This is a genomic window from Streptomyces sp. NPDC002845, from assembly GCF_053591955.1.
On record NZ_JBSFUU010000031.1, the window covers coordinates 73,599 to 92,015 of the forward strand.

At 70.7% G+C, this 18,417-nt stretch carries 20 protein-coding genes; 5 read left to right on the forward strand and 15 right to left on the reverse strand.

Annotated elements, in window-relative coordinates; translation table 11 throughout:
- Window positions 1-104 precede the first annotated feature (104 nt).
- Window positions 105-1,733, reverse strand: a complete 1,629-nt coding sequence (locus ACWD3C_RS23310) for a penicillin-binding transpeptidase domain-containing protein (protein WP_451146840.1) — start codon at window positions 1,731-1,733, stop codon at window positions 105-107.
- Window positions 1,734-2,019: 286 nt separating this feature from the next.
- Here ACWD3C_RS23310 and ACWD3C_RS23315 point away from each other — a divergent pair, with 286 nt between their 5' ends.
- Both ACWD3C_RS23315 and ACWD3C_RS23320 read left to right on the forward strand, forming a co-directional pair.
- Window positions 2,020-2,283, forward strand: coding sequence for a hypothetical protein (locus tag ACWD3C_RS23315; RefSeq protein ID WP_451146842.1), 264 nt, complete (start codon window positions 2,020-2,022; stop codon window positions 2,281-2,283).
- Window positions 2,280-3,059 carry an EamA family transporter gene (locus tag ACWD3C_RS23320; RefSeq protein WP_451146844.1) on the forward strand — a complete coding sequence of 260 codons (780 nt, stop codon included), beginning with the start codon at window positions 2,280-2,282 and terminating at the stop codon, window positions 3,057-3,059. The genes ACWD3C_RS23315 and ACWD3C_RS23320 overlap by 4 nt, the downstream gene beginning before the upstream one ends.
- 130 nt (window positions 3,060-3,189) lie before the next feature.
- On the opposite strand, the gene ACWD3C_RS23325 is transcribed toward ACWD3C_RS23320, so the two are convergent.
- Together ACWD3C_RS23325 and ACWD3C_RS23330 are read right to left on the reverse strand one after the other, a co-directional pair.
- Entirely contained in the window at window positions 3,190-3,774 is a 585-nt protein-coding gene (locus tag ACWD3C_RS23325) for an RICIN domain-containing protein (RefSeq protein WP_451146846.1), read from the reverse strand.
- A 417-nt stretch (window positions 3,775-4,191) separates the two neighbouring features.
- Window positions 4,192-4,878 (reverse strand): maleylpyruvate isomerase family mycothiol-dependent enzyme, encoded by a 687-nt coding sequence (locus tag ACWD3C_RS23330; RefSeq protein ID WP_451146906.1) that lies wholly within the window; start codon window positions 4,876-4,878, stop codon window positions 4,192-4,194.
- A 332-nt stretch (window positions 4,879-5,210) separates the two neighbouring features.
- Between ACWD3C_RS23330 and ACWD3C_RS23335 the strand changes: the two genes are divergently transcribed.
- Window positions 5,211-5,972: a class I SAM-dependent methyltransferase gene (locus ACWD3C_RS23335; protein ID WP_451146848.1), complete on the forward strand. Its 762-nt coding sequence runs from the start codon at window positions 5,211-5,213 to the stop codon at window positions 5,970-5,972.
- Window positions 5,973-6,033: 61 nt separating this feature from the next.
- On the opposite strand, the gene ACWD3C_RS23340 is transcribed toward ACWD3C_RS23335, so the two are convergent.
- Complete coding sequence (locus ACWD3C_RS23340; protein ID WP_451146850.1) at window positions 6,034-7,638, reverse strand: metallophosphoesterase; 1,605 nt, start codon at window positions 7,636-7,638, stop codon at window positions 6,034-6,036.
- Window positions 7,639-7,791: 153 nt separating this feature from the next.
- On the opposite strand from ACWD3C_RS23340, the gene ACWD3C_RS23345 reads away from it, so the two are divergent.
- Entirely contained in the window at window positions 7,792-8,067 is a 276-nt protein-coding gene (locus ACWD3C_RS23345) for a DUF1876 domain-containing protein (protein WP_451146852.1), read from the forward strand.
- 81 nt (window positions 8,068-8,148) lie between these two features.
- Here the strand turns inward: ACWD3C_RS23345 and ACWD3C_RS23350 are convergent, their stop codons facing one another.
- From ACWD3C_RS23350 to ACWD3C_RS23375, 6 genes are all read right to left on the reverse strand, one after another.
- Window positions 8,149-9,324 (reverse strand): serine hydrolase domain-containing protein, encoded by a 1,176-nt coding sequence (locus ACWD3C_RS23350; RefSeq protein ID WP_451146854.1) that lies wholly within the window; start codon window positions 9,322-9,324, stop codon window positions 8,149-8,151.
- 245 nt (window positions 9,325-9,569) lie between these two features.
- Complete coding sequence (locus tag ACWD3C_RS23355; protein WP_451146908.1) at window positions 9,570-10,016, reverse strand: organic hydroperoxide resistance protein; 447 nt, start codon at window positions 10,014-10,016, stop codon at window positions 9,570-9,572.
- A 277-nt stretch (window positions 10,017-10,293) separates the two neighbouring features.
- The gene (locus ACWD3C_RS23360; RefSeq protein WP_451146856.1) at window positions 10,294-10,764 is read right to left on the reverse strand and encodes a MarR family winged helix-turn-helix transcriptional regulator; all 471 of its coding nucleotides are present in this window, start codon (window positions 10,762-10,764) and stop codon (window positions 10,294-10,296) included.
- Window positions 10,761-11,519: an energy-coupling factor ABC transporter ATP-binding protein gene (locus tag ACWD3C_RS23365; RefSeq protein WP_451146858.1), complete on the reverse strand. Its 759-nt coding sequence runs from the start codon at window positions 11,517-11,519 to the stop codon at window positions 10,761-10,763. Before ACWD3C_RS23365 ends, ACWD3C_RS23360 begins: the two co-directional genes overlap by 4 nt.
- Window positions 11,520-11,704: 185 nt before the next feature.
- On the reverse strand, window positions 11,705-12,466 hold the full coding sequence (gene cbiQ / locus ACWD3C_RS23370) for a cobalt ECF transporter T component CbiQ (RefSeq protein ID WP_451146860.1): 762 nt from the start codon (window positions 12,464-12,466) through the stop codon (window positions 11,705-11,707).
- Window position 12,467: 1 nt separating this feature from the next.
- A complete protein-coding gene (locus tag ACWD3C_RS23375) occupies window positions 12,468-13,526 on the reverse strand; it encodes an energy-coupling factor ABC transporter permease (protein ID WP_451146862.1) in 1,059 nt (352 codons plus the stop codon).
- Between the two features lie 235 nt (window positions 13,527-13,761).
- On the opposite strand from ACWD3C_RS23375, the gene ACWD3C_RS23380 reads away from it, so the two are divergent.
- The gene (locus ACWD3C_RS23380) at window positions 13,762-14,109 is read left to right on the forward strand and encodes an SsgA family sporulation/cell division regulator (protein WP_451146864.1); all 348 of its coding nucleotides are present in this window, start codon (window positions 13,762-13,764) and stop codon (window positions 14,107-14,109) included.
- Between the two features lie 21 nt (window positions 14,110-14,130).
- On the opposite strand, the gene ACWD3C_RS23385 is transcribed toward ACWD3C_RS23380, so the two are convergent.
- The 5 genes from ACWD3C_RS23385 to ACWD3C_RS23405 all read right to left on the reverse strand — a co-directional run bounded on the left by ACWD3C_RS23385 (window position 14,131) and on the right by ACWD3C_RS23405 (window position 18,218).
- Complete coding sequence (locus ACWD3C_RS23385; RefSeq protein WP_451146866.1) at window positions 14,131-15,204, reverse strand: peptidoglycan recognition protein family protein; 1,074 nt, start codon at window positions 15,202-15,204, stop codon at window positions 14,131-14,133.
- A complete protein-coding gene (locus ACWD3C_RS23390) occupies window positions 15,204-15,506 on the reverse strand; it encodes a hypothetical protein (RefSeq protein WP_451146868.1) in 303 nt (100 codons plus the stop codon). Before ACWD3C_RS23390 ends, ACWD3C_RS23385 begins: the two co-directional genes overlap by 1 nt.
- A 77-nt stretch (window positions 15,507-15,583) precedes the next feature.
- Window positions 15,584-15,928: a peptidoglycan-binding domain-containing protein gene (locus ACWD3C_RS23395; RefSeq protein WP_451146870.1), complete on the reverse strand. Its 345-nt coding sequence runs from the start codon at window positions 15,926-15,928 to the stop codon at window positions 15,584-15,586.
- A gap of 563 nt (window positions 15,929-16,491) precedes the next feature.
- Window positions 16,492-17,415 carry a DUF2690 domain-containing protein gene (locus ACWD3C_RS23400; protein ID WP_451146872.1) on the reverse strand — a complete coding sequence of 308 codons (924 nt, stop codon included), beginning with the start codon at window positions 17,413-17,415 and terminating at the stop codon, window positions 16,492-16,494.
- The gene (locus ACWD3C_RS23405; RefSeq protein WP_451146874.1) at window positions 17,412-18,218 is read right to left on the reverse strand and encodes a peptidoglycan-binding protein; all 807 of its coding nucleotides are present in this window, start codon (window positions 18,216-18,218) and stop codon (window positions 17,412-17,414) included. Before ACWD3C_RS23405 ends, ACWD3C_RS23400 begins: the two co-directional genes overlap by 4 nt.
- Window positions 18,219-18,417 lie beyond the last annotated feature (199 nt).

The following is an 18,417-nucleotide window of genomic DNA, read 5'->3' on the forward strand; positions in this document are numbered from 1 at the left end:
CCCACTCGTCTCGACATTCAACGAGGACCACCACAGTAGAGTCCCGCACCGACAGGGGTGACGTCGCCCACCCCTGTCTTCACACCCCCGTCTTCACACTCCGCTCAGCCGCCCGCGCCCAGCACCGTCGCGACGATCGGGCCGGCCGCGTCGCCGCCGTGGCCGCCCTCCTCGGTCATGGCGGCGGCCGCCATGTCGTCGCGGTAGGCGGTGAACCAGCTGTTGGACGTGGCCTGCCCGTCGACCTCGGCGGAGCCGGTCTTGGCGCCGATGCTGCCGCCGAGCCCGGACATCGCTTCGGCGCCGGTGCCGCTGGTGGCGGTGCGGTTCATCATCTCGCGCAGCTGGGCGGCCGTACTCTTGGACAGGCCCTTGGCGGTGGCCAGTTCGCGGCCGTCGAGCTCCTGCGGGACGATGACCGGCTGCCGGAAACTGCCCGTCACGACGGTCGCCGTCACCGAGGCCATGTTCAGCGGGCTCATCTGGACCTGGCCCTGGCCGATCAGGTTGGCCGCGGTGTCCGGGCCGCCGGAGGCCGGAACCCGGCCGTCGAAGGACGGGATACCGGACTTCCAGTCGTTCCGGCCGAGGCCGAAGTTCTCCTCGGCCTCCTTCGTCAGCGCGTCGGGCCGGATCTCGTCCGCGAACTTGATGAACGCCGTGTTGCAGGAGCGGGCGAAGCTCTCCGAGAGGGTCGCGTTCGGGTTCGGGGTCATGCCCTCGATGTTGTGGAAGGTCTGGCCGTCCCACATCGCGTCGGGCGGGCAGGGCGCGGCTCCGGCCGACGAGGTGAGGCCCTTGTCGATGAGCATGGCCGCGCTGATGATCTTCATGGTGGAGCCGGGGGCGACCGTGCCGAGGAAGGCCGCGTTGAACCCGTCCTTACGGTTGTTCGCCACCGCCAGCACGTCACCCGTGCTCGGCTGCACCGCCACGACCGACGACTCGTCGAACTGCTTCACCGCCTTCTCCGCCGCCGCCTGCGCGGTCGCGCTCAGTGTGGTCCGCAGCTTGCCCGCCTCGCCCTTGTCGAGGGTCACGAGCGTCGTGTCGGCCCGGGTCTCGTCGGCCCGCCGGACCGCCAGCTCGATGCCCGGCGAACCGCCCGCGCTCTCGCCGTACTTCTGACGCAACGCGTCCAGGATCGGCCCGAGCGAGGGGTACTTCTCCTTCGTCAGGACGCGGTCGTCGCGGTCCAGCGCCTCGATCGGCGGCTCCGCCGCCTCACCGGTGACCAGCACGTCGTCCCGCCCCAGCTCGGGGTGGACGACCGACGCCTGCCAGTCGACCAGCGCCCGCCCGGTGGTCTTCCCCCGGACGACGGTCAGTTCACTGTCGTACGAGAGGGGCTTGCTCTTGCCCTCGTACGACACCGTGGCCTTGACGGAGAACGGAACAGTGCGGCCCGTGGGCTTGCCCGGCGTGATCTTCACGTCCGTGATGTACGCGGTCTCGCGGTAACCTGCCAGCAGGGCTCCGGCCACGCCCTCGTTGTCCGTGTACGAGGCCGCGGTGGGCGCGTCGCCCTCCTCCCAGGCCGCGAAGAACGCCTTGGTGGTCTCCTCGACCTCCTCCGCGCTCGGCGGCCCGGTCCTCTTCTCGGCCGGCACCCCCGCACCCGTACTCTCGTCCCCGGCGACCGCCGTCACGATGTTGTACGCGCCGTACCCGGCGCCCCCCACCATCACGGCGAACACCGAACCCACGACGGCGGCCTTTGCCCCCTTACGCATGCAGTAACTCCCTCCCCTGCTCTCCCCGCTGGTGCCCTCGCGGGCGGTTCCTGAACGTGTTCAGAAAGAAACGTGGCCGTGTCCACACTATGCGAGGGGAGGTGACGCATGTGACCGGAGTTCCCCGATTGTTAGACCGGGCAACGGCTCGCACGCCCGAGCACCCCTGCCGAAGCCTCCTGCCGAAGCCTCCTGCCGAGCGAGGAACACAAGCGCCCCGGCGCCGACGGGAACTCGACGGGAACCCAGTCGCATGGGTCGTACACGCACCGATACCGTGCCCCGCATGACGACGATCCCCGCCGAAGACTCCGGAGCCCACCCCCGGTTCGCCGAAGCCCTGCGGGAGTTGGGGCTGAATGAGCTGCACGGGCGGATCCGCCGGTTCCCGGAGGCGACGCGTACCGCGGCCGCCGACCGGTCGCTGCTCGGCCACGACACCGTGTGGGCGGCCGCGGGCACCCCGTACACCGTCTTCCCCATGGCCCCGAAGAGCCTGGTCGCCCACGCACGCGCCGCCCTCGTGGACGTACGTGAGCAGACCGCGTGAGCCCGCTCGTCGCCGCGGCGGTGCTGCTGGCCGCGGTCACGCATGCCGGGTGGAACGCGATCGCGCACCGGATCACTGACAAGCTGGTCGGCTTCACGCTGATCGCGGGCGGGGGGATGCTCATCGGACTGGCCGCCGTCCCCTTTGTGCCGGTTCCGGCGGGCGGGGCGTGGCCGTATCTGGTCGCGTCGACGGTGATCCACCTCGCGTACTTCGTCCTGCTCATGCACTCCTTCCGCCTGGGCGACTTCGGGCAGGCGTACCCGATCGCCCGTGGCACCGCGCCGCTGGTGGTGACGGTGCTGGCGGCGGTCTTCGCGCACGAGGTGCCGGACGGCTGGGCGGCGGCGGGCATCGGGGTGAGCTGTGCCGGGCTGACAGGGGTGGCGCTGTGGGGGCTGCGCGGGCACCGGCCCGACTGGGCGGCGATCGGGGCGGCGTTGGGTACGGGGGTGTCGATCGCCGCGTACACCGTGGTGGACGGTCTGGGCGTACGGGCCTCGGGGTCGGCCCTCGGTTACATCGCCTGGCTGATGGCGCTGGAGGGGCTGGCGCTGCCGGCGTACGCCGTGTACCGCTGGCGCGGGCTGACGGTGGAGACCCTGCGGCCCTTCGCGGCGCTCGGGCTGCTGGGCGCCGGGATGTCCGTGGCGGCGTACGGGCTGATCCTGTGGGCGCAGACACGGGCCGAGCTGGCGCCTGTGGCCGCGTTGCGGGAGTCGTCAGTCAAGCCTTGCTCATGCAGTAATAACTTGGCTGGTCAGAGCACCGGATGAGGTCATCACGCACATCCCGGCGTCGTCCCTCGCGGGGGCAGATCTGGATCGGTCGCCGCGCGAGGCCTCTCGCCGCTCCCGCGTCTGGGGTGGCTGAGCCCACGCGCGGCGTCCGGTCATGACCGGCGGCTCAGAGGAGCTTCCATTCCTGGTAGGGCCGGTCGTCGGCGCACGTCTGCTGGACCATGGCGGCCCCGTTGGCTTGGCTGCCTGCCGCGACCTCCAGGCACTTGCCGCTGTGGCGGGCGATCAGACTGAAGTAGCCGTTGGGCCGCTGGACGAGCCGCCATTGCTGGTTGGTCTTCTTGCTGTCGCACGTCCACTGGTGGACCGTCCCACCGTCCGCGATGCTCGCGCCCGCGACGTCCAGGCACTTGCCGCTGTGGTCGGCCCGGATGGCGTAGTAGCCGTCGGCGAGGAAGCCGTCGCCGAGGTCGGAGTCGCCAACTGCGACGAAGTTCCAGGTCTGGTTGTCGGGCGCGTCGTAGCACTCCCACTGCTGGACGAACGCCCCGTCAAGCTGATTCGCGTTCGCGACGTCCAGGCACTTGCCGCTGTGATTGGCCATCAGCTTCGCCCTGAACAACGGGGCGGGGGCCGCCGCCTTGGCGCTGTTGGCGGTCGCCGCCGGCGCGGCGGAGCTGGCGGCCAGCATCGTCCCGCTGACCGCCAGGGTGCACAGGCCGGCGGTGAGCACTCGTCTGGGTGCCTTCACGGTGATCTCCCTTGTCGAGGCCGCCCTTCTGAGTTGGGGCGACACCTCCACTTTTATACATTCAGTAACTGAAACTTAACGATACGTAGTCAATCAGGGATGCCTCGTGTCACCGCCCTAGGCACGGTCGTGGTCGTGTCCGGCGCGCGTTGGGTTGGTCACCCGTTGGCGTGCGCCGGTTGCCTGATCAGGCGCGTCGGGTGCGCGGACTGCGTGCGTCTTGCCGGGGCGCAGGTTCCACCCGCTTCATTCGGCGTCCGGGCTCCTGGCGACGCATCCGGGAACCGACGATGGGCGCGGGACTCAGGTGTCTATCCGGCTGTCATGCCCCGAGGGGTTCGGCAGACGAGCGGCGCTGTGTGCTGCGGTTTGCACCCCTGAGCCGAACCATCTCGTAGATCGACTCAAAAAAGGTTCTTAACCCAGTGTGAGCCATCGGATGCCCAGGCGGCTGACGCCCAACGCTTCCTCCCTGGTGATCGGCTCACGCCCCGTCGCCTTACGCAGGAAGCGAAGCTGACCCCAGCCCAGCTTCTCCAACGCCGCCGCCCCATCCGGGCCGCCGAGCAGAAGATCCTGCACCAAATCCGCGGCCTGGGAAGTCAGCCACGGCTCGCGCCCCAGAGCGTCGGCCAGGTCCAGGCCGTGCACGGCGACCTCAACCACCCGCGTCAGCAGGAACTCCGACAAGAGCATCGGATCGCCGTGCCGGGTGCGAACTACACGCCCTTCCGGCTCGGCCCGGCACAGTCGGTCCCCCCGCTGCCAGGTGGCATTGAAGTCCTCGGCAAGCGCAGCACCGCTGAGCTGCTCGGCCGCATGATCCTGGGCCAGAGCGATCCGAGCCGCGTTGGTCCGCGGAGCGAAACGGTCGTCGGGCCGGTAGTACTCCACTGCCGAGACCTCGGCACGGGTCGGCGCCGGTGCGGCCAGCATGCCCGGCAGCCAGGCAATCACCACCCTGACATGGGCCAGCAAGTCGCTCACTTTCCACGGTGCACACCGCGTCGGCAGACGCCACTCGGCCGCCGAGACCCCAGTCATCGCCCGCGCGAGCTGCCCAGCCTCAAGACGAAACGCTTCAACCACCCGCCCCTGGTCCATGCCGATCAAGCTATCCGACCAGAACTAGTGCAGCAGCAGATCTCAAACGCGCTGAGGGGCATGTCAGTCAAGCCTTGCTGATGCGGTAATAACTTCGCTGTTCAGGGGTGCTGACCCTTTGAGCGCGCGTTCCTCCGCCCGTCAGGTAACCAGTCGGTTGCCGAGTTCACTGCGTAGGTGGAGAACTCTGTGTCAGTGACGAGCCACGGGTGATCCGCCCAGTCCGATGCAGGACAGCCAGGAGGAGGCGGGCGCGTGTACGGACCAGGAGGTGTCCGCCAGTGCGTGCGCTGGGGTGGTGGCAAGGGGGGCGACCTGCTGGACTTGGCCCCATGGATACCACCGCTGCCGACCGTCCGTCGGCCACCTATGACCGCATCGGTCTCGGATACAGCGACATCCGACGTCCTGACCCCCGACTGCATGCCTTGATCGGCCAAGCGCTGGGAAATGTCCATACCGTCGTCAATGTCGGCGCCGGCACCGGTTCCTATGAGCCGGAGGACGCCCACGTGACAGCGGTCGATCCCTCTCAGGTCATGCTCGACCAACACCCTGGGACTAGGAAGGTGAAGGCCGGAGCCGAAGCCCTACCGTTCGCGGACGGCTCCTTCGACGCGGCCATGGCTATCATGACCGTCCACCACTGGCCTGACCTGCACCGGGGACTTGGCGAACTGCGCCGCGTCGCCCGCAGGCAGGTCGTCTTCACCTGGGACCCGACGCACCGGCCGGAGTTGTGGCTGCTTGAGGAGTACTTACCGGAGATCCGTGAGATGGACCATGCCCGTTTCACCCCCGTGACCGAGGTCGCCGACGCGCTCGACGCGCACACTATGACGCCCTTTCCCATCCCGCACGACTTCACCGACGGCTTCCAATGCGCCCACTGGCGCCGACCGGAGTGCTACCTCGACCCGGTCATCCGGCACGCCAGCTCCACCTTCGCCCAGCTACCGCCCTCCGTCGTAGAGCCGGCGATCGCCCGCCTCCGCGCCGACCTCGACTCCGGCGACTGGCACCGCCGCCACGCAGACCTGCTGGGTGAGCAGAGCATGGACTACGGATACCGCCTGCTCATCGCAGGCGGGTAGAGAAAGCTGTCCAGCAACATCACGTCGATCATCGTGAGTGCGGCGATCGGCGCGGTGTTCTTCAAGGAGCGGTTCGGCGCTCCGCGGATCGCGGCTGCGGGATTGCTGGTCGTGGGGATCGGGCTGATGTTGCGGGCGGGGTAGACGGTGGTGTTTTCGCTCGGGCCGGGCCGTTGATGCCTGTGGTGCCTGCGACGCCCGTGGTGCTTGCGACGCCCGTGATGCCTGCGATGCCGGACAGGTCGTGGGCCGTCACGCTGTTGCGGTCGGTGACCGAGCGGCCGAGGGCGTGGTGGGGCCAGAGGCCGCCGGCGACGCGGCGGCTGCGCTCGGCCCACTGGCGGGCCTCGGGGGCGCCGACCTTGTAGTGGTTGAGGGCGTAGCCGCCGGTGTGGATGCGCAGCAGGCAGAAGCCGCCGGGGTAGTCCTTGGCGGCGGTGACTTCCTGCAGGGTGACGTGCGGGGCCTGGGGCAGGACGGTCCGCTTGTTGCGGTGGGTGTGGCCCGCGTGGTGGAGGAAGACGCCCGGGGCGGCGGCGTAGGCGTCGAGGATGGCGCGGGCCTGGCGGCGGCTCAGGCGCTGGCCGCCGGCGACGGGGAAGAGGGAGTCCCGTACGGTCAGCGGGTGGTGGCCGAAGACGAGGGTGGGCTGCTCGCCGTCCTGCCCCCTCAACTGGTCCTGGAACCACGACAGTTGCTCGACGCCCATGCCGCCCGTGTCCCCGCCGTTGCCGTTCTTCTCATAGGTGTCGAGGCCGATGATCCGCAGGCCGCCGAGGTCGTGGGCGAAGAAGCCGGGGCCGTCGCCGCCGAGGAAGCTGTCGCGGAAGGCGTCGTCCTCGGGGCCGTGGGGGCGGTCGTGGTTTCCGCGTACGACGAAGTAGTCCCGTCCGTGGGTGCCGAAGCCGTCCAGGATGCGTCTGGCCTCGGCGAGGTCGTGCGCGGCGCCGCCCGCCGAGATGTCGCCCGCCGCGAGCAGCACGTCCGCGCCGCGCCGGTGGGCCTCCTCGACGAGGGCGCGGCTCATGATCTCCGGGTACGAGGCGAGGCCCGGCTCCTGCGACACTCCGCGCAGCAGCGGAATCCCGGCCACCCGGCCGGCGGTGGTCTCGCCGAGGTGCAGGTCGTTGCAGAGGGCGATGGAGAGGAGGTGGCGGCCCGGTGGGGGCTGGGGGGTGGTGAAGGAGTACGGGCCGCCGGGTGAGGCGAGGCCGAAGCGGTTGGTGCCCACCGCGTTGCCGCGTACCAGGTGGAGGGCGGTGGGCATGGCGAGGGCGCCTCGGGAACGGGCCTGGTAGTAGTACGTCTGGCCCGGCTCCAGGTCCGTGAGCTCTATGTGGTGGTGCGCGGTGGGGCCGTCCTCGGAGGTGGCCCTGCGGGTGAGGCGGGACGGGTGGGTGCCGTAGACGACCTCGCCCTCCGTGGGGGCGGGGAACATGTGGCCGAAGCCGTCGTTGGTGCCGGGTATCCCGGTGTGCCAGGTGATGACGGCCCGGTCTTCGGTGAGGGTGACCAGTTCCAGGTTGACGGCCGCCATGGCGTCGGGGTGGTCGTGGCGGTGGGGGGTGTGCGGGTGGAGGAGGGCGGAGGCCAGGCGGGCGCCGGAGCGGAGGATCTCGTACGGGGAGGGGAGGGCGGAGAGGGGAGGTGAGAAGCAGCAGCGCATGTGGGTGTGTGCCCCTGGGGAGTGGACGGCGGCGGTGTGCGGCGGCCTAACCAGTATGCATCGCGACATTTCCGTCCAGTCCTGGTGCGTTCGTGGGTGCGGGGGGCTGTGGGGAGGAGCACCCTGGAAGGAGAGGTACCGGAGGTGATCGTTATGACGTACACCACAGTGGGATGGCACATCGAGCTGGAGTTCGAGGAGGACGAGCACCGTACGCGGGCGGCTGCGCTTGTGCGGCTGCGTGACGGGAGTGAGGTGCGGGCGCACGGGTACGCGAGCCGGCATCACACGGATGCGAATCAGCCGAGGGTCGGTGAGGAGATCGCTGGGGCCCGCGCCCTCGATGAGCTGGCGATGAAGCTCCTCACCAAGGCGCACGACGAGATCGACGAGGCGTCCGGGAGGACATCGCATCCGATCGCGCTGTGACCTGACCGGGGTTGGGGGCCGGGGGGCCGGGGGCGGTGTGGGTTGGGTTTTCTCGCCCCCGCCGCCCCTACCCGGTGGGGCTCAGTCGGGAAGCCGGGCGATTGCCGCGCGTACCCCCCGTACCAACGCCTGCACCCTCGGATCCGCCGTAACACTCTTGCGGAAGCCGTTCGTCACGTACCCGAAGGCGATGCCCGACTCGGGGTCGGCGAAGCCGAGGGAGCCGCCTCGGCCGGGGTGGCCGAAGGAACCCGGGCCCAGCAGGGGCGAGGCGGGGCCGTGGAGCATGTGGCCGAGGCCGAAGCGGGTGTTGACGACCAGCACGCGGTCGGGGCCGGCGGAAGCCTCAGACCGGGCGAGTTCGACCGTCTCTGGAGTGAAGAGGCGTACACCACGCTCCACCTCACCCACCAGCGACGCGTAGAAGCGGGCCAGTCCCTCCGCCGTCGCGACGCCGTTGGAGGCGGGGAGGACGGCGGCGCGGTACGCGGGGTCGTTCTCGTCCGGCGGCGGCGTAATCGCGGCGAAGGCCCGGCGGGTCAGGGAGGAGGGGTCCGCGTACGCCTCCGACACCACCCGCTTCGGGCGTACCCTCAGCGCCCCCTGCGCCGCAGGCGCCTCCGTGGCGCCCACCCGGCCGACCCGCGACACCTCGGCGGGCGGCAGGCCGACCCACAGGTCGAGCCCCAGCGGCCCGGCGATCTCCTCCGCGATCCACTCGCCGATCCCCCGGCCACCGGTCACCCGGCGCACCAGCTCGCCGGTCAGCCAGCTGTACGTCTGCGCGTGGTAGCCGTGGTCCGTGCCCGGCTCCCAGGCGGGAGCCTGGGCGGCGACCGCCTCGGCGCCCACCACCGGGTCCGCCGCCTCCGCCGGAGTCAGCGGACGGTCCAGCACCGGGACGCCCGCGCGATGGGCGAGCAGGTGCCACACCAGCGTCCGTTCCTTGCCCGCCGCCTTGTACTCGGGCCAGTACTCCCCCACCGGCGCGTCCAGGTCCAGTTCCCCGCGCTGGTTCAGGAGCAGCAGTACGGCCGCCGCGACCCCCTTCGTCGCCGAGCGCACGATCTGCGCCGTGTTCCGCTCCCAGGCAGGCCCGCCGTCCACGTCCCGCGTCCCCGCCCACAGGTCGACCACCTTGCGGCCGTCCCGGTACACGACGACCGCCGCGCCCCGCTCGCCCCCGGTCTCGAAGTTCCGTACGAACGCGTCCTTGACCGGCTGAAAGCCCTCGGCCACCGACCCCTGCACGTCCACGTCCCTACGCCCTCCCACTCGCCTACGACAGTGGCTGCAACACGCACCAACCGCCTGCGATTCCCAGGGACCGACTGGCGCTAGGGGGTGTTTCGAAAGCCCCGCACAGCACCCACGGCGCCCGGCACGCACTCTCGCCGCACCAGCCGAAAGCCCAAGTACGTCCAGTACGAGGGCTTTCGTCCGGCGCGCCGAGAGCACGCACCGGACACCGCGGGCACCGCACAGGACTTTCGAAACACCCCCTAGCCCAGCAGGATCGTGACGTCGATATTGCCCCGGGTCGCGTTCGAGTACGGGCAGACATCGTGGGCCGCGTCGACCAGCCGGGACGCGATGTCCGGGTCGAGGACGGGGAGGGAGACGCTCAACGCGACCGCCAGCCCGTACCCCCGCTGCTTGTTCGGGCCGATGCCCACCTTCGCGGCGACCGTCGACCCGGTGAGGTCGTAGCCCTCACGGCGGCCGACGAGGACGAGGGCGTTGTGGAAGCACGAGCTGTAACCGGCGGCGAAGAGCTGCTCGGGGTTGGTGCCGTTCCCGTCGCCGCCCAGCTCGGGCGGCATCGCGACCTTCACCTCGATCTGGCCGTCCTGACTGGTGACGTAGCCGTCCCGGCCGCCGTGCGCGGTGGCCTCCGCCACGTACATGATCTTCGTCGGACGAGTATCAGGACGCGCGTCGGGATGCATGTCGGGATGCGTGTCGGAACGCGCATCAGGGCGCGTATCAGCACGCGCGTCGGGATGCGCGTCGGGGCGCATACCGGCACGGGTTTCGACAGCGGTGCCGTCAGTCATCGCGAGACCTCCCCCAGGGCGGGCAACACAAGAGTGCACAAGTACATCGTGCACAAGGTACTCGCCGGTAGGAGGACCCCTGATTACCAGGGGGTAGCAACCGCCGGTAACCGGAGGTCACCGATCCCCCGGTCCCCCCGACCCCCGACCCCCGACCCCCGACCGAAGGTCACCGCCCCCGCCCCGCCGCCTCCTCCGCCCGCTCCGCCAGCTCCCACAGTTCCGCTCGCAGCCGGGCCACATCGCCCCCGTGCAACCCGGTCGCGGCCAGCAGCTCCGCCGGTACGGCCGTCGCCCGCTCCCGCAGGGTCTCCCCGTGTCCGGTGACGGCGACGAGGACCGACCGCTCGTCGCTCGCCGACCGCTCACGCCGGACGAGCCCCGCCGACTCCAGCCGCTTCAGCAAGGGGGACACGGTGCCGTAGTCCAGCCGCAGGGCGCCCGCCAGGTCCTTGACCGTGGTCTCGCCCCGCTCCCACAGCACCAGCAGGACGAGGTACTGCGGGTAGGTGAGCCCGAGTTCGTCGAGGAGGGGGCGGTACGCGGCCGTCACCGCGCGCTGGGCGGCGTACAGCGCGAAGCACAGCTGCTCGTCCAGCAGCAGCGAGCCGTCGCTCACGTGGTCGTCCTCGTTCGTCACGCGCCCATTGTCGCGGAGCGCGGGTCGAAGCCGAAGGGCAGCTCCAGGCGGTGGGCGCGCATGAGGTCGTCGTTCGCCAGCAACTCCCCCGTCCTGCCGTCCGCCGCGATGACGCCCTCGCTGAGGATCAGCGAACGGGGGCACAGCTCCAGCGCGTACGGCAGGTCGTGCGTGACCATCAGCACGGTCACGTCCAACGACCGCAGGATGTCGGCCAGTTCGCGGCGGGAGGCCGGGTCCAGGTTGGAGGAGGGCTCGTCGAGGACCAGGATCTCCGGCTCCATCGCGAGCACGGTCGCCACGGCCACCCGCCTCCGCTGCCCGAAGGACAGGTGATGCGGAGGCCGGTCCTTGAACTCCGCCATCCCGACCCGCTCCAGCGCCCGGTCGACCCGCGCCTCCAGCTCCGCCCCCCGCAGCCCGGCCGCCGCGGGCCCGAAGGCCACGTCCTCCCGCACCGTCGGCATGAAGAGCTGGTCGTCGGGGTCCTGGAAGACGATCCCGACCCGCCTCCGGATCTCCGCCATGTGCCGCTTGCCCACCGGCAGCCCGGCCACGCGAACCGTCCCGGCGCCCCCGGTGAGGATGCCGTTGAGATGCAGCACGAGGGTCGTCTTCCCGGCACCGTTCGGCCCGAGCAGCGCCACCCGCTCACCACGCGCGATGCCGAAGTCGACGCCGAACAGGGCCTGGTGGCCGTCGGGGTAGGCGAAGGCCAGACCGGCCACTTCCAGCGAAGGGGACACAGAAGTCATCGCCGCCTACCCACCGGGTATGGTCGGCGCGTGCTGAGCGAGAGCCAAGCTGGCACTGCAGCTCCAATCTTTGAGCAACCGGGCTGGTTCCCACCCGGCTGGTGTTGATCGTGTAAGACTTGCCGGCTCGCTGAGCGGCCGAGCGACGTGAGCCAGGAATTCCCCTCGTTCGCGAGGGGGAGGGTTCAAAGGGTCCATCCCAGCAGACACACGACGAGGGCCGCGCCCGGGAGCGCCAGCGCGTACGACCACTGCGCCCGCGACGCGGTCACCTCGTCGATGACCGGCATGGCACCGGCGTACCCCCGGCTGATCATGGCCAGATGTACGCGCTCGCCCCGCTCGTAGGAGCGGATGAAGAGGGCGCCCGCCGACTTCGCGAGCACGCCCCAGTGCCGTACGCCCCGCGCCTCGAAGCCGCGGGACTCGCGTGCGATCCGCATGCGCCGCATCTCGTCGGTGATGACGTCGCCGTAGCGGATCATGAAGGAGGCGATCTGGACGAGGAGGGGCGGGAGCCTCAACCGCTGGAGGCCGAGCAGCAGTTCACGCAGTTCCGTAGTCGCGGCCAGCAGTACGGAGGCGGCGACGCCGAGCGTTCCCTTGGCGAGGACGTTCCAGGCGCCCCACAGCCCGCTCACGCTCAGCGACATCCCCAGCGCCTCCACCCGCTCGCCCTCCGCCACGAACGGCATGAGCACGGCGAAGGCGACGAACGGCACCTCGATGAGCAGCCGCTTGAGCAGGAAGCCGGCCGGTACGCGCGCCGCGTACGCCACCGTGCCCAGCAGCACGGCGTACAGCCCGAACGCCCACATCGCCTCCCTCGGCGTCGACACGACCACGACCACGAAGGCGAAGACGGCGGCGAGCTTGGTGTGCGGGGGCAGCGCGTGCACGGGCGAGTGCCCGTGGCGGTAGAGCTTGTGCGCGTGCCCGGCGCTCATGTCAGGCGTTCTCGGGCAGGGAGGCGGGGGACGGCGTCTCGTTCGTACGGCGCCTGCGTACGGCCCAGAAGACCCCCGTGCCCGCGACGACCGTGACCCCGACGCCGATCACGCCCGCGAGGCCGCCGGAGAGACGGCCGTCGGTGATGCCCTCGATGCCGTAGTCGGCGAGCGGGGAGTCGGCGATCGCGTGCTCCTCGGCCTTCTCGTCGATGCCCTGGTCGGCGGCGACCTTCTCCAGTCCGTCCGGGTCGGCGGAGGCGTAGAAGCTGACGAACCCGGCGAGGACGAGCGAGGCGGCCAGCCCGGCGATCCACACCTTGCGGCGGGAACGGGCGGCTACGGGAACGGCCTCGGGCTCGGGGGTCGGAGTGTCGACTAGTTCGCCGTTGACGCGCAGCTTGAGCCGCTGCCGAAGCCCCCTGGCCCCGTACACGAGGTCCGGCCGTACGGCGATGACGGCGCCGACCGTGAGCGCGGTGATCGTGGCCTCGCCGATGCCGATGAGGACGTGGACGCCGACCATCGCGGTCGCGACCTTGCCGATGGAGACGTCGGTGGTGCCGCCGATCGCGTAGATGAGCGTGAACGCGAGGGCGGCGGCCGGGACGGAGAGGAGGGCGGCGGCGAACGAGGCGACGGTGACGGAGCGGCGCGTGCGCGGCAGCAGCTTCACCAGCCCCCGGAAGACGGCGTACGCCACGACCGTCGTCACGATCGCCATGCAGGTGATGTTCACGCCGAGGGCGGTGAGGCCACCGTCGGCGAAGAGGATGCCCTGCATCAGCAGTACGACGGAGACGCACAGGACCCCTGTGTACGGCCCCACGAGTATCGCGGCCAGCGCACCCCCCAGCAGATGCCCGCTGGTCCCCGCCGCCACCGGGAAGTTCAGCATCTGCACGGCGAAGATGAACGCGGCGACCAGACCGGCGAGCGGCGCCGCCCGCTCGTCCAGTTCCCGCCGGGCGCCGCGCAGGCTCACGGCCACGGCACCGGCCGCGACGACTCCGGCGACCACCGAGACAGGGGCGTTGATGAATCCGTCAGGAACATGCACCGTTCGATGATACGGGCTTATTGCAATACTCTCGCAAGAGCATCCGCTATCTAATAACGGTGTGCCTAATAACCGGAGGCGGTCACAGGGCGCGCGCCGCAGGCCGCACAGGGCGGGGCCAGGGGCACGCGAGGAGCGCGTAGCCGAAAATATGCGACATTGGACAGATAGCGGATTCGTGGATTCAGCTTCTGCTCAGGTTAGGTTAGGTTACGCAGCGTGAGGAGCCCGTCCGATGTCTGTCGTCGTCGAACAGTACGCACGCGCCCACGTCGTGACGGACTCCCCGGAGGCCCCCGACACCGTCCCGGTCATCCTGCGCTACTACCCCGAGACCGACCCCCGCTCCGTCCACGTCGACCTGCCCGACCACCACGACTGGGCGTTCTCCCGCGAACTCCTCGAACGGGGGTTGCGCCAGCCGACCGGCACGGGAGAGGTCCGGATATGGCCCTGCGGGCGAGTACAGGCCGTGGTCGAGCTGCACTCGCCGCAGGGCGTGGAGGTCATCCAGTTCGACTCGAAGACGCTGATCCGGTTTCTGCGGCGGACGTATCTGGCGGGGACGCCGGTACCGCGCTGACCTGGGTGAATCGCGGGTAGGTCAGGCGGTCGGTGACGCCCAGGCGGCGTGCCAGGTGGCCGGGCCTACGACACCGTCAACGGTCAGGCCCCGCTCTTCCTGAAAGGCCAGGCAGGCTTCCCGGGATCGCCTGTCGTAGGCGCCGTTGACCGGGACGTCGAAGCCGCGCTCCCGCATCCGCCGCTGCCAGACGCGTACGCCGGGGTGCTCTGTCCTCGGCGGCCAGGTGAACAGCACTCCGGGCCAGTCCGGGGCGGCGGCCGGGTCCGGGGCGCTGAGGGCGGCGGCCGTGGCCAGCGGGGCGCTGCGGGCGGCGGCCGTGGCCAGCGGTGCGGTCCAGGCCGCGTTCCAGGTCTCCTCGCCCACGACACCGTCGACGCTCAGACCCTTCTCCTGCTGGAAGGCGAGGCAGACGCGCCGGGACTGCTCGCCGTAGGCGCCGTCCACGGTGATGTTCCAGCCCCGGTCCGCCATCCGCTGCTGCCAGGTGCGGGCGCTGGAGTGCACCGTCACCGGCGGGTAGTGGAGGAGTACGCCGGGGAACGGCGGGACGCCCGGCTGCGGCGGATTCGTGGGACCGCCGCCGGACGAGCCCGGCTCCATGGCGGACATGTGGTTGCCCAGCCTGCCGGGGCACTCCGTGGCGAGGAACGCCTTGTGCCCCTTGATGTCGGCCGCCGCGCCGCCCACGCTGCGCAGGCGGGCGATCGAGGTACGGAAGCCGTCGATAAGGTCGTCCGTGACGGTGTCGTACGACGCCGATGTTCCGCCGACGAGGCCGCACACCGCGTAGTAACGGTCGTTGGAGTCGTTCGTGCCGTTCGCGGCGGTCCTGATGCCCACGCCGCGTCCCTCGTAGACGGAGCCGTGGACGCACACCAGGTAGGTGTAGGCGATGTCGTCCCAGCGGTTGGTGTCCATGTGGTGGTTCTGGATGCCGCGTACCTGTGCGGCACAGCCGGAGTGGCTGCCAGCCGCGAAGCGGACGTCCCCGGTGTGGTGGACGGCGACTCCGCCTCGTGCCGGGTCGATGTCCGTGGAGCGCTGCTTGGGGGCACGGGCACCCCACTGGGCGCGGGTGACGAAGGTCGCCATCAGCCCCTCCCTCCGGCGGCTCGGGCGGCTCGGGCGACTCCGGCGGGCAGGCCGCATTCGGCGCTGGCGTTGAGGGGTTCCCGGGACACCCCGTCGGCGTGGTCGGCGGCCGACACGCGTGGTATTCGGGCGTCGGGGTGGTCCGGGCTGGTCACCACCGGCAGTTCGGCGGGGCCGGTGGTGGAGCCGGTGGCGTGGGCGGGTCCCGAGCAGATGACGGGCAGGGCCGCCGCACCGGCGACGGCGAACGCCGCTCTGCCGGACAGCCCCAGGAACCCCCGGCGCGTGGTGTGGTCGATCAACTCTCCCCCTGGCGAGTCATTGAAGTCACTGAGATCACTGAGGCCTCTGAGGTCACTGAAGTCCGTGGAGACAGTAGTCAGTTGGGCCGCTTGCGGAGCTCGGCCCAGGTCTTGGGGCCGACGATGCCGTCCGGCTCCAGTGCGAAGATCCACTGGAAGTACACCACGGCGCTCCTGGTCTCGGAACCGAAGATCCCGTCGACAGCCAGGCCCGGCGTGCCTCCCCTGCCGATCTTCCTGAGGATGCACTGGATTTCCCGGACGTGGTTGCCGGTGCTGCCCGACTGGGCCGTCGCACTACCGCTGTAGTAGCCGCAACTGGCGGCGGCAGCAGGCGGGGCGGTGACCGTCTGGAACGTGACGGCGCCGCCCACCAGAGTGAGCAGTGCGGCGCCGGACGCGAGTGACTTGCGGATGTTCATGGGGTTCCCCCTTGCTCGGCTGGCCGGTGATCAGGTTGCCGGAGTGGGTCCGCGTCCCACCAGCCGATGGGATGAACATGAGACGGTGTGGGAAGAGAGACCCACGCTGACCTGCGACTGAGCCGGTACGAGGGGACGCGGCGCGACCCCGTCGCGAGATGACCGACACGAGATGAACCGCCGGGATCGCAGGTTGCCGCGCCGGGTCACGGGCTGCCCGGTGTGCCCGAGGCGCCGGCACCGGCCAGCGCAGTCTTCCGGCCAGCGACGCCCCGCCCCTGCACCGCCCCGGATCTGTGAGCAGGGGGCGGCGGCTCGTGGGCGGGGCAGCCGGGCGGGGCCATTCCCCCAGAGGCTCTTTCCCGGGGTATGCAGCGCTCAGCACTTGGGATGACGCATCGCTTGGGTAAATCCCTTCACCGCAAGCCAAACTGACTGGCACTCATCGGAATCAGGTGCCCAGGCAATCGCCGAGCTCTTCCGACCACCACCGACGCCCCCCATCCGCCTGCCTCCCACTGAGAATTCCCGACTTCGGCATCGACCCGCCCGAGGGCCGGACGCTACTCGCGAGGGCCTGACGCCACTGGAGGTGAGGGCGGCCGGGCCGTGGTGGCGGCCCCGCCCACGCGGGCCTCGAAGCACTCCCGTTCGCCGTCGGCCGACGCGGGCCGGAAGCAGGCCCGGACGGTGCTGCCGGGACGGACTTCGGTCATCTCGGTATAGATGAAGGTCGCCGCATCGTCCTTGTTCCTGATGCGCACGCCGTGGGTCGGGCCGCCTGCCGTGACGTCCAACCGGTCACCGATCTCGGTCCACCAGGTCCGGGCCCAGCTCGCACCGCACTTCTTGCTGTAGCGCAGCTCGACGTGGGCGCCGGTGGCCGTACGGTACGAGGCGAGGGTCTCGGGGCCGAGGCCGCAGATCAGCCGCATCGGGTCCCGGCCCTCGCAGGCGGCTCCGTGGCATTGGGGAGCGAGGGAGAACGGCACGGAGGCCGGCAGCGGTTCGCCCTCCTGAGCCTCCGAGTCCGGCAGCAGGAAGAACAGCAGGGCCGCAGCACCACCGACGATCACGGTGTACGCCGACGCCAGCACCACCAGGAGCCTGCCCCTGCCAAGTCGCCGCCGCCCGCTCCCGGCGGGTGGCGGCTCCTGGGGATGTGGCCGCGGCGACTCGTCCGCAGGAGGGGCGGGTGCGGGTGCAGGGGCGGGCGCGGGTGCAGGGGCGGGCGCGGGGGCCGCCGCGCGTCCGCTCCACTGCGACTCGGCGATCTCCCACAGGGCCAGCAGCCGCCCGTCCGGTTCGTTCGCGAGCCGGCACAGTTCCCGCACGGCCTGGCGGGGAGGCAGGCTCTTGCCGTTGAGGTAACGCTCCCACGACGACTTGCTGTACGCCGTCTGCTCCGCCAGCGCCGCCAGGCTCAGCCCCGCACCGGCCCGCAGCTCCCGCAGCGCCGCGACCAGCCGGGTGTGTTCCGCGGTCACTTCGGATCCGCCTCCCGCAGGGCCTGCCAGGTGGGCGGGTCGACGACTCCGTTCACAATCAGCCCGCTGCGCTTCTGCATGCGCACGACCGCTCGCCGCGTCTTCGGGCCGAAGACGCCGTCGATCTCTCCTGGCGCAGTGCCCGCCCGGCGCAGCAGGCACTGCACCTCGGCCACTTCGAGCCCCACGTGGGTGTTGGACAGGAGGATGTTGGTGGTCCGGCTCAGGCCCGCGTACCAGCGGCCGTCACGCCGCTCCAGCCGGCAGGTGTAGATGACCGGCACCGTGGACGCCGACACGGTGGCCAGGGCCGTCGCGACAGCATCGCTGCGGTCGCGCGCGAGCTGGGCACGGGCCTCGGTGAGCCGCACGGCCAGCACGAGCGCCGCGGAGACGGACAGCACCGTGACCACGGCTCCCGCCATGACCGCGATACGCAGGTGACGCCCGTACGGCTGCTGCTCCGCGGGGGTGTGTACCAGCGCCGCGGAGAGGTCCTCGGGAGCGTCGGGGGCGTCGGTGGTGACCTCCCGTCCCTCCGCCCAGCGTTGGGCGGCGATCTCGTGCATCACCAGCAGCCGGGCCGGATCGTCACCGCCGACGCGGGCCATCGCCTCGACCGCCTCCCGCGGCGGCAGAGACCTGCCGTTCAGATAGCGCTGCCACGACTTCGTGCTGTACCCGGTCCTCGCGGCCAGTCGACGCGTGCTCAGTTCGCTGCGGTCCTTCAGCCTGCGCAGCCGCACGATCAGCTGGTGGACGTGTGGATGTAGTTCTGCGGGCAGTGCCTTCCAGCGCGACATGCTTCCCCCACTCGCGTTCGGGACCGCAGGCCCGGCCCCCGTGTCCCGGTCTCATTCTGCATCAGCCGTCACGGGGATCACAGAACGGGCACCCCGCTCGGCGCAGCCCCGCCCTGGCGCGGAACCAGCCATCCCCTCTCGTCGCAGTCCCGCCGCAGGGACTCGACGGGCGACATCTGCGCAGGTCAGCGCGCGGGAC

Excerpts from the sequence above, each read along its gene's own strand:
- ACWD3C_RS23395 (WP_451146870.1), bottom strand. The coding sequence starts at position 15,928 with ATGAACATCCGCAAGTCACTCGCGTCCGGCGCCGCACTGCTCACTCTG.
- ACWD3C_RS23315 (WP_451146842.1), top strand. The coding sequence starts at position 2,020 with ATGACGACGATCCCCGCCGAAGACTCCGGAGCCCACCCCCGGTTCGCC.
- ACWD3C_RS23355 (WP_451146908.1), bottom strand. The coding sequence starts at position 10,016 with ATGCATCCCGACGCGCGTCCTGATACTCGTCCGACGAAGATCATGTAC.
- ACWD3C_RS23345 (WP_451146852.1), top strand. The coding sequence starts at position 7,792 with ATGACGTACACCACAGTGGGATGGCACATCGAGCTGGAGTTCGAGGAG.
- ACWD3C_RS23405 (WP_451146874.1), bottom strand. The coding sequence starts at position 18,218 with ATGTCGCGCTGGAAGGCACTGCCCGCAGAACTACATCCACACGTCCAC.
- ACWD3C_RS23335 (WP_451146848.1), top strand. The coding sequence starts at position 5,211 with ATGGATACCACCGCTGCCGACCGTCCGTCGGCCACCTATGACCGCATC.
- cbiQ (WP_451146860.1), bottom strand. The coding sequence starts at position 12,466 with ATGAGCGCCGGGCACGCGCACAAGCTCTACCGCCACGGGCACTCGCCC.
- ACWD3C_RS23385 (WP_451146866.1), bottom strand. The coding sequence starts at position 15,204 with ATGGCGACCTTCGTCACCCGCGCCCAGTGGGGTGCCCGTGCCCCCAAG.
- ACWD3C_RS23330 (WP_451146906.1), bottom strand. The coding sequence starts at position 4,878 with ATGGACCAGGGGCGGGTGGTTGAAGCGTTTCGTCTTGAGGCTGGGCAG.
- ACWD3C_RS23340 (WP_451146850.1), bottom strand. The coding sequence starts at position 7,638 with ATGCGCTGCTGCTTCTCACCTCCCCTCTCCGCCCTCCCCTCCCCGTAC.
- ACWD3C_RS23310 (WP_451146840.1), bottom strand. The coding sequence starts at position 1,733 with ATGCGTAAGGGGGCAAAGGCCGCCGTCGTGGGTTCGGTGTTCGCCGTG.
- ACWD3C_RS23365 (WP_451146858.1), bottom strand. The coding sequence starts at position 11,519 with ATGACTTCTGTGTCCCCTTCGCTGGAAGTGGCCGGTCTGGCCTTCGCC.
- ACWD3C_RS23380 (WP_451146864.1), top strand. The coding sequence starts at position 13,762 with ATGTCTGTCGTCGTCGAACAGTACGCACGCGCCCACGTCGTGACGGAC.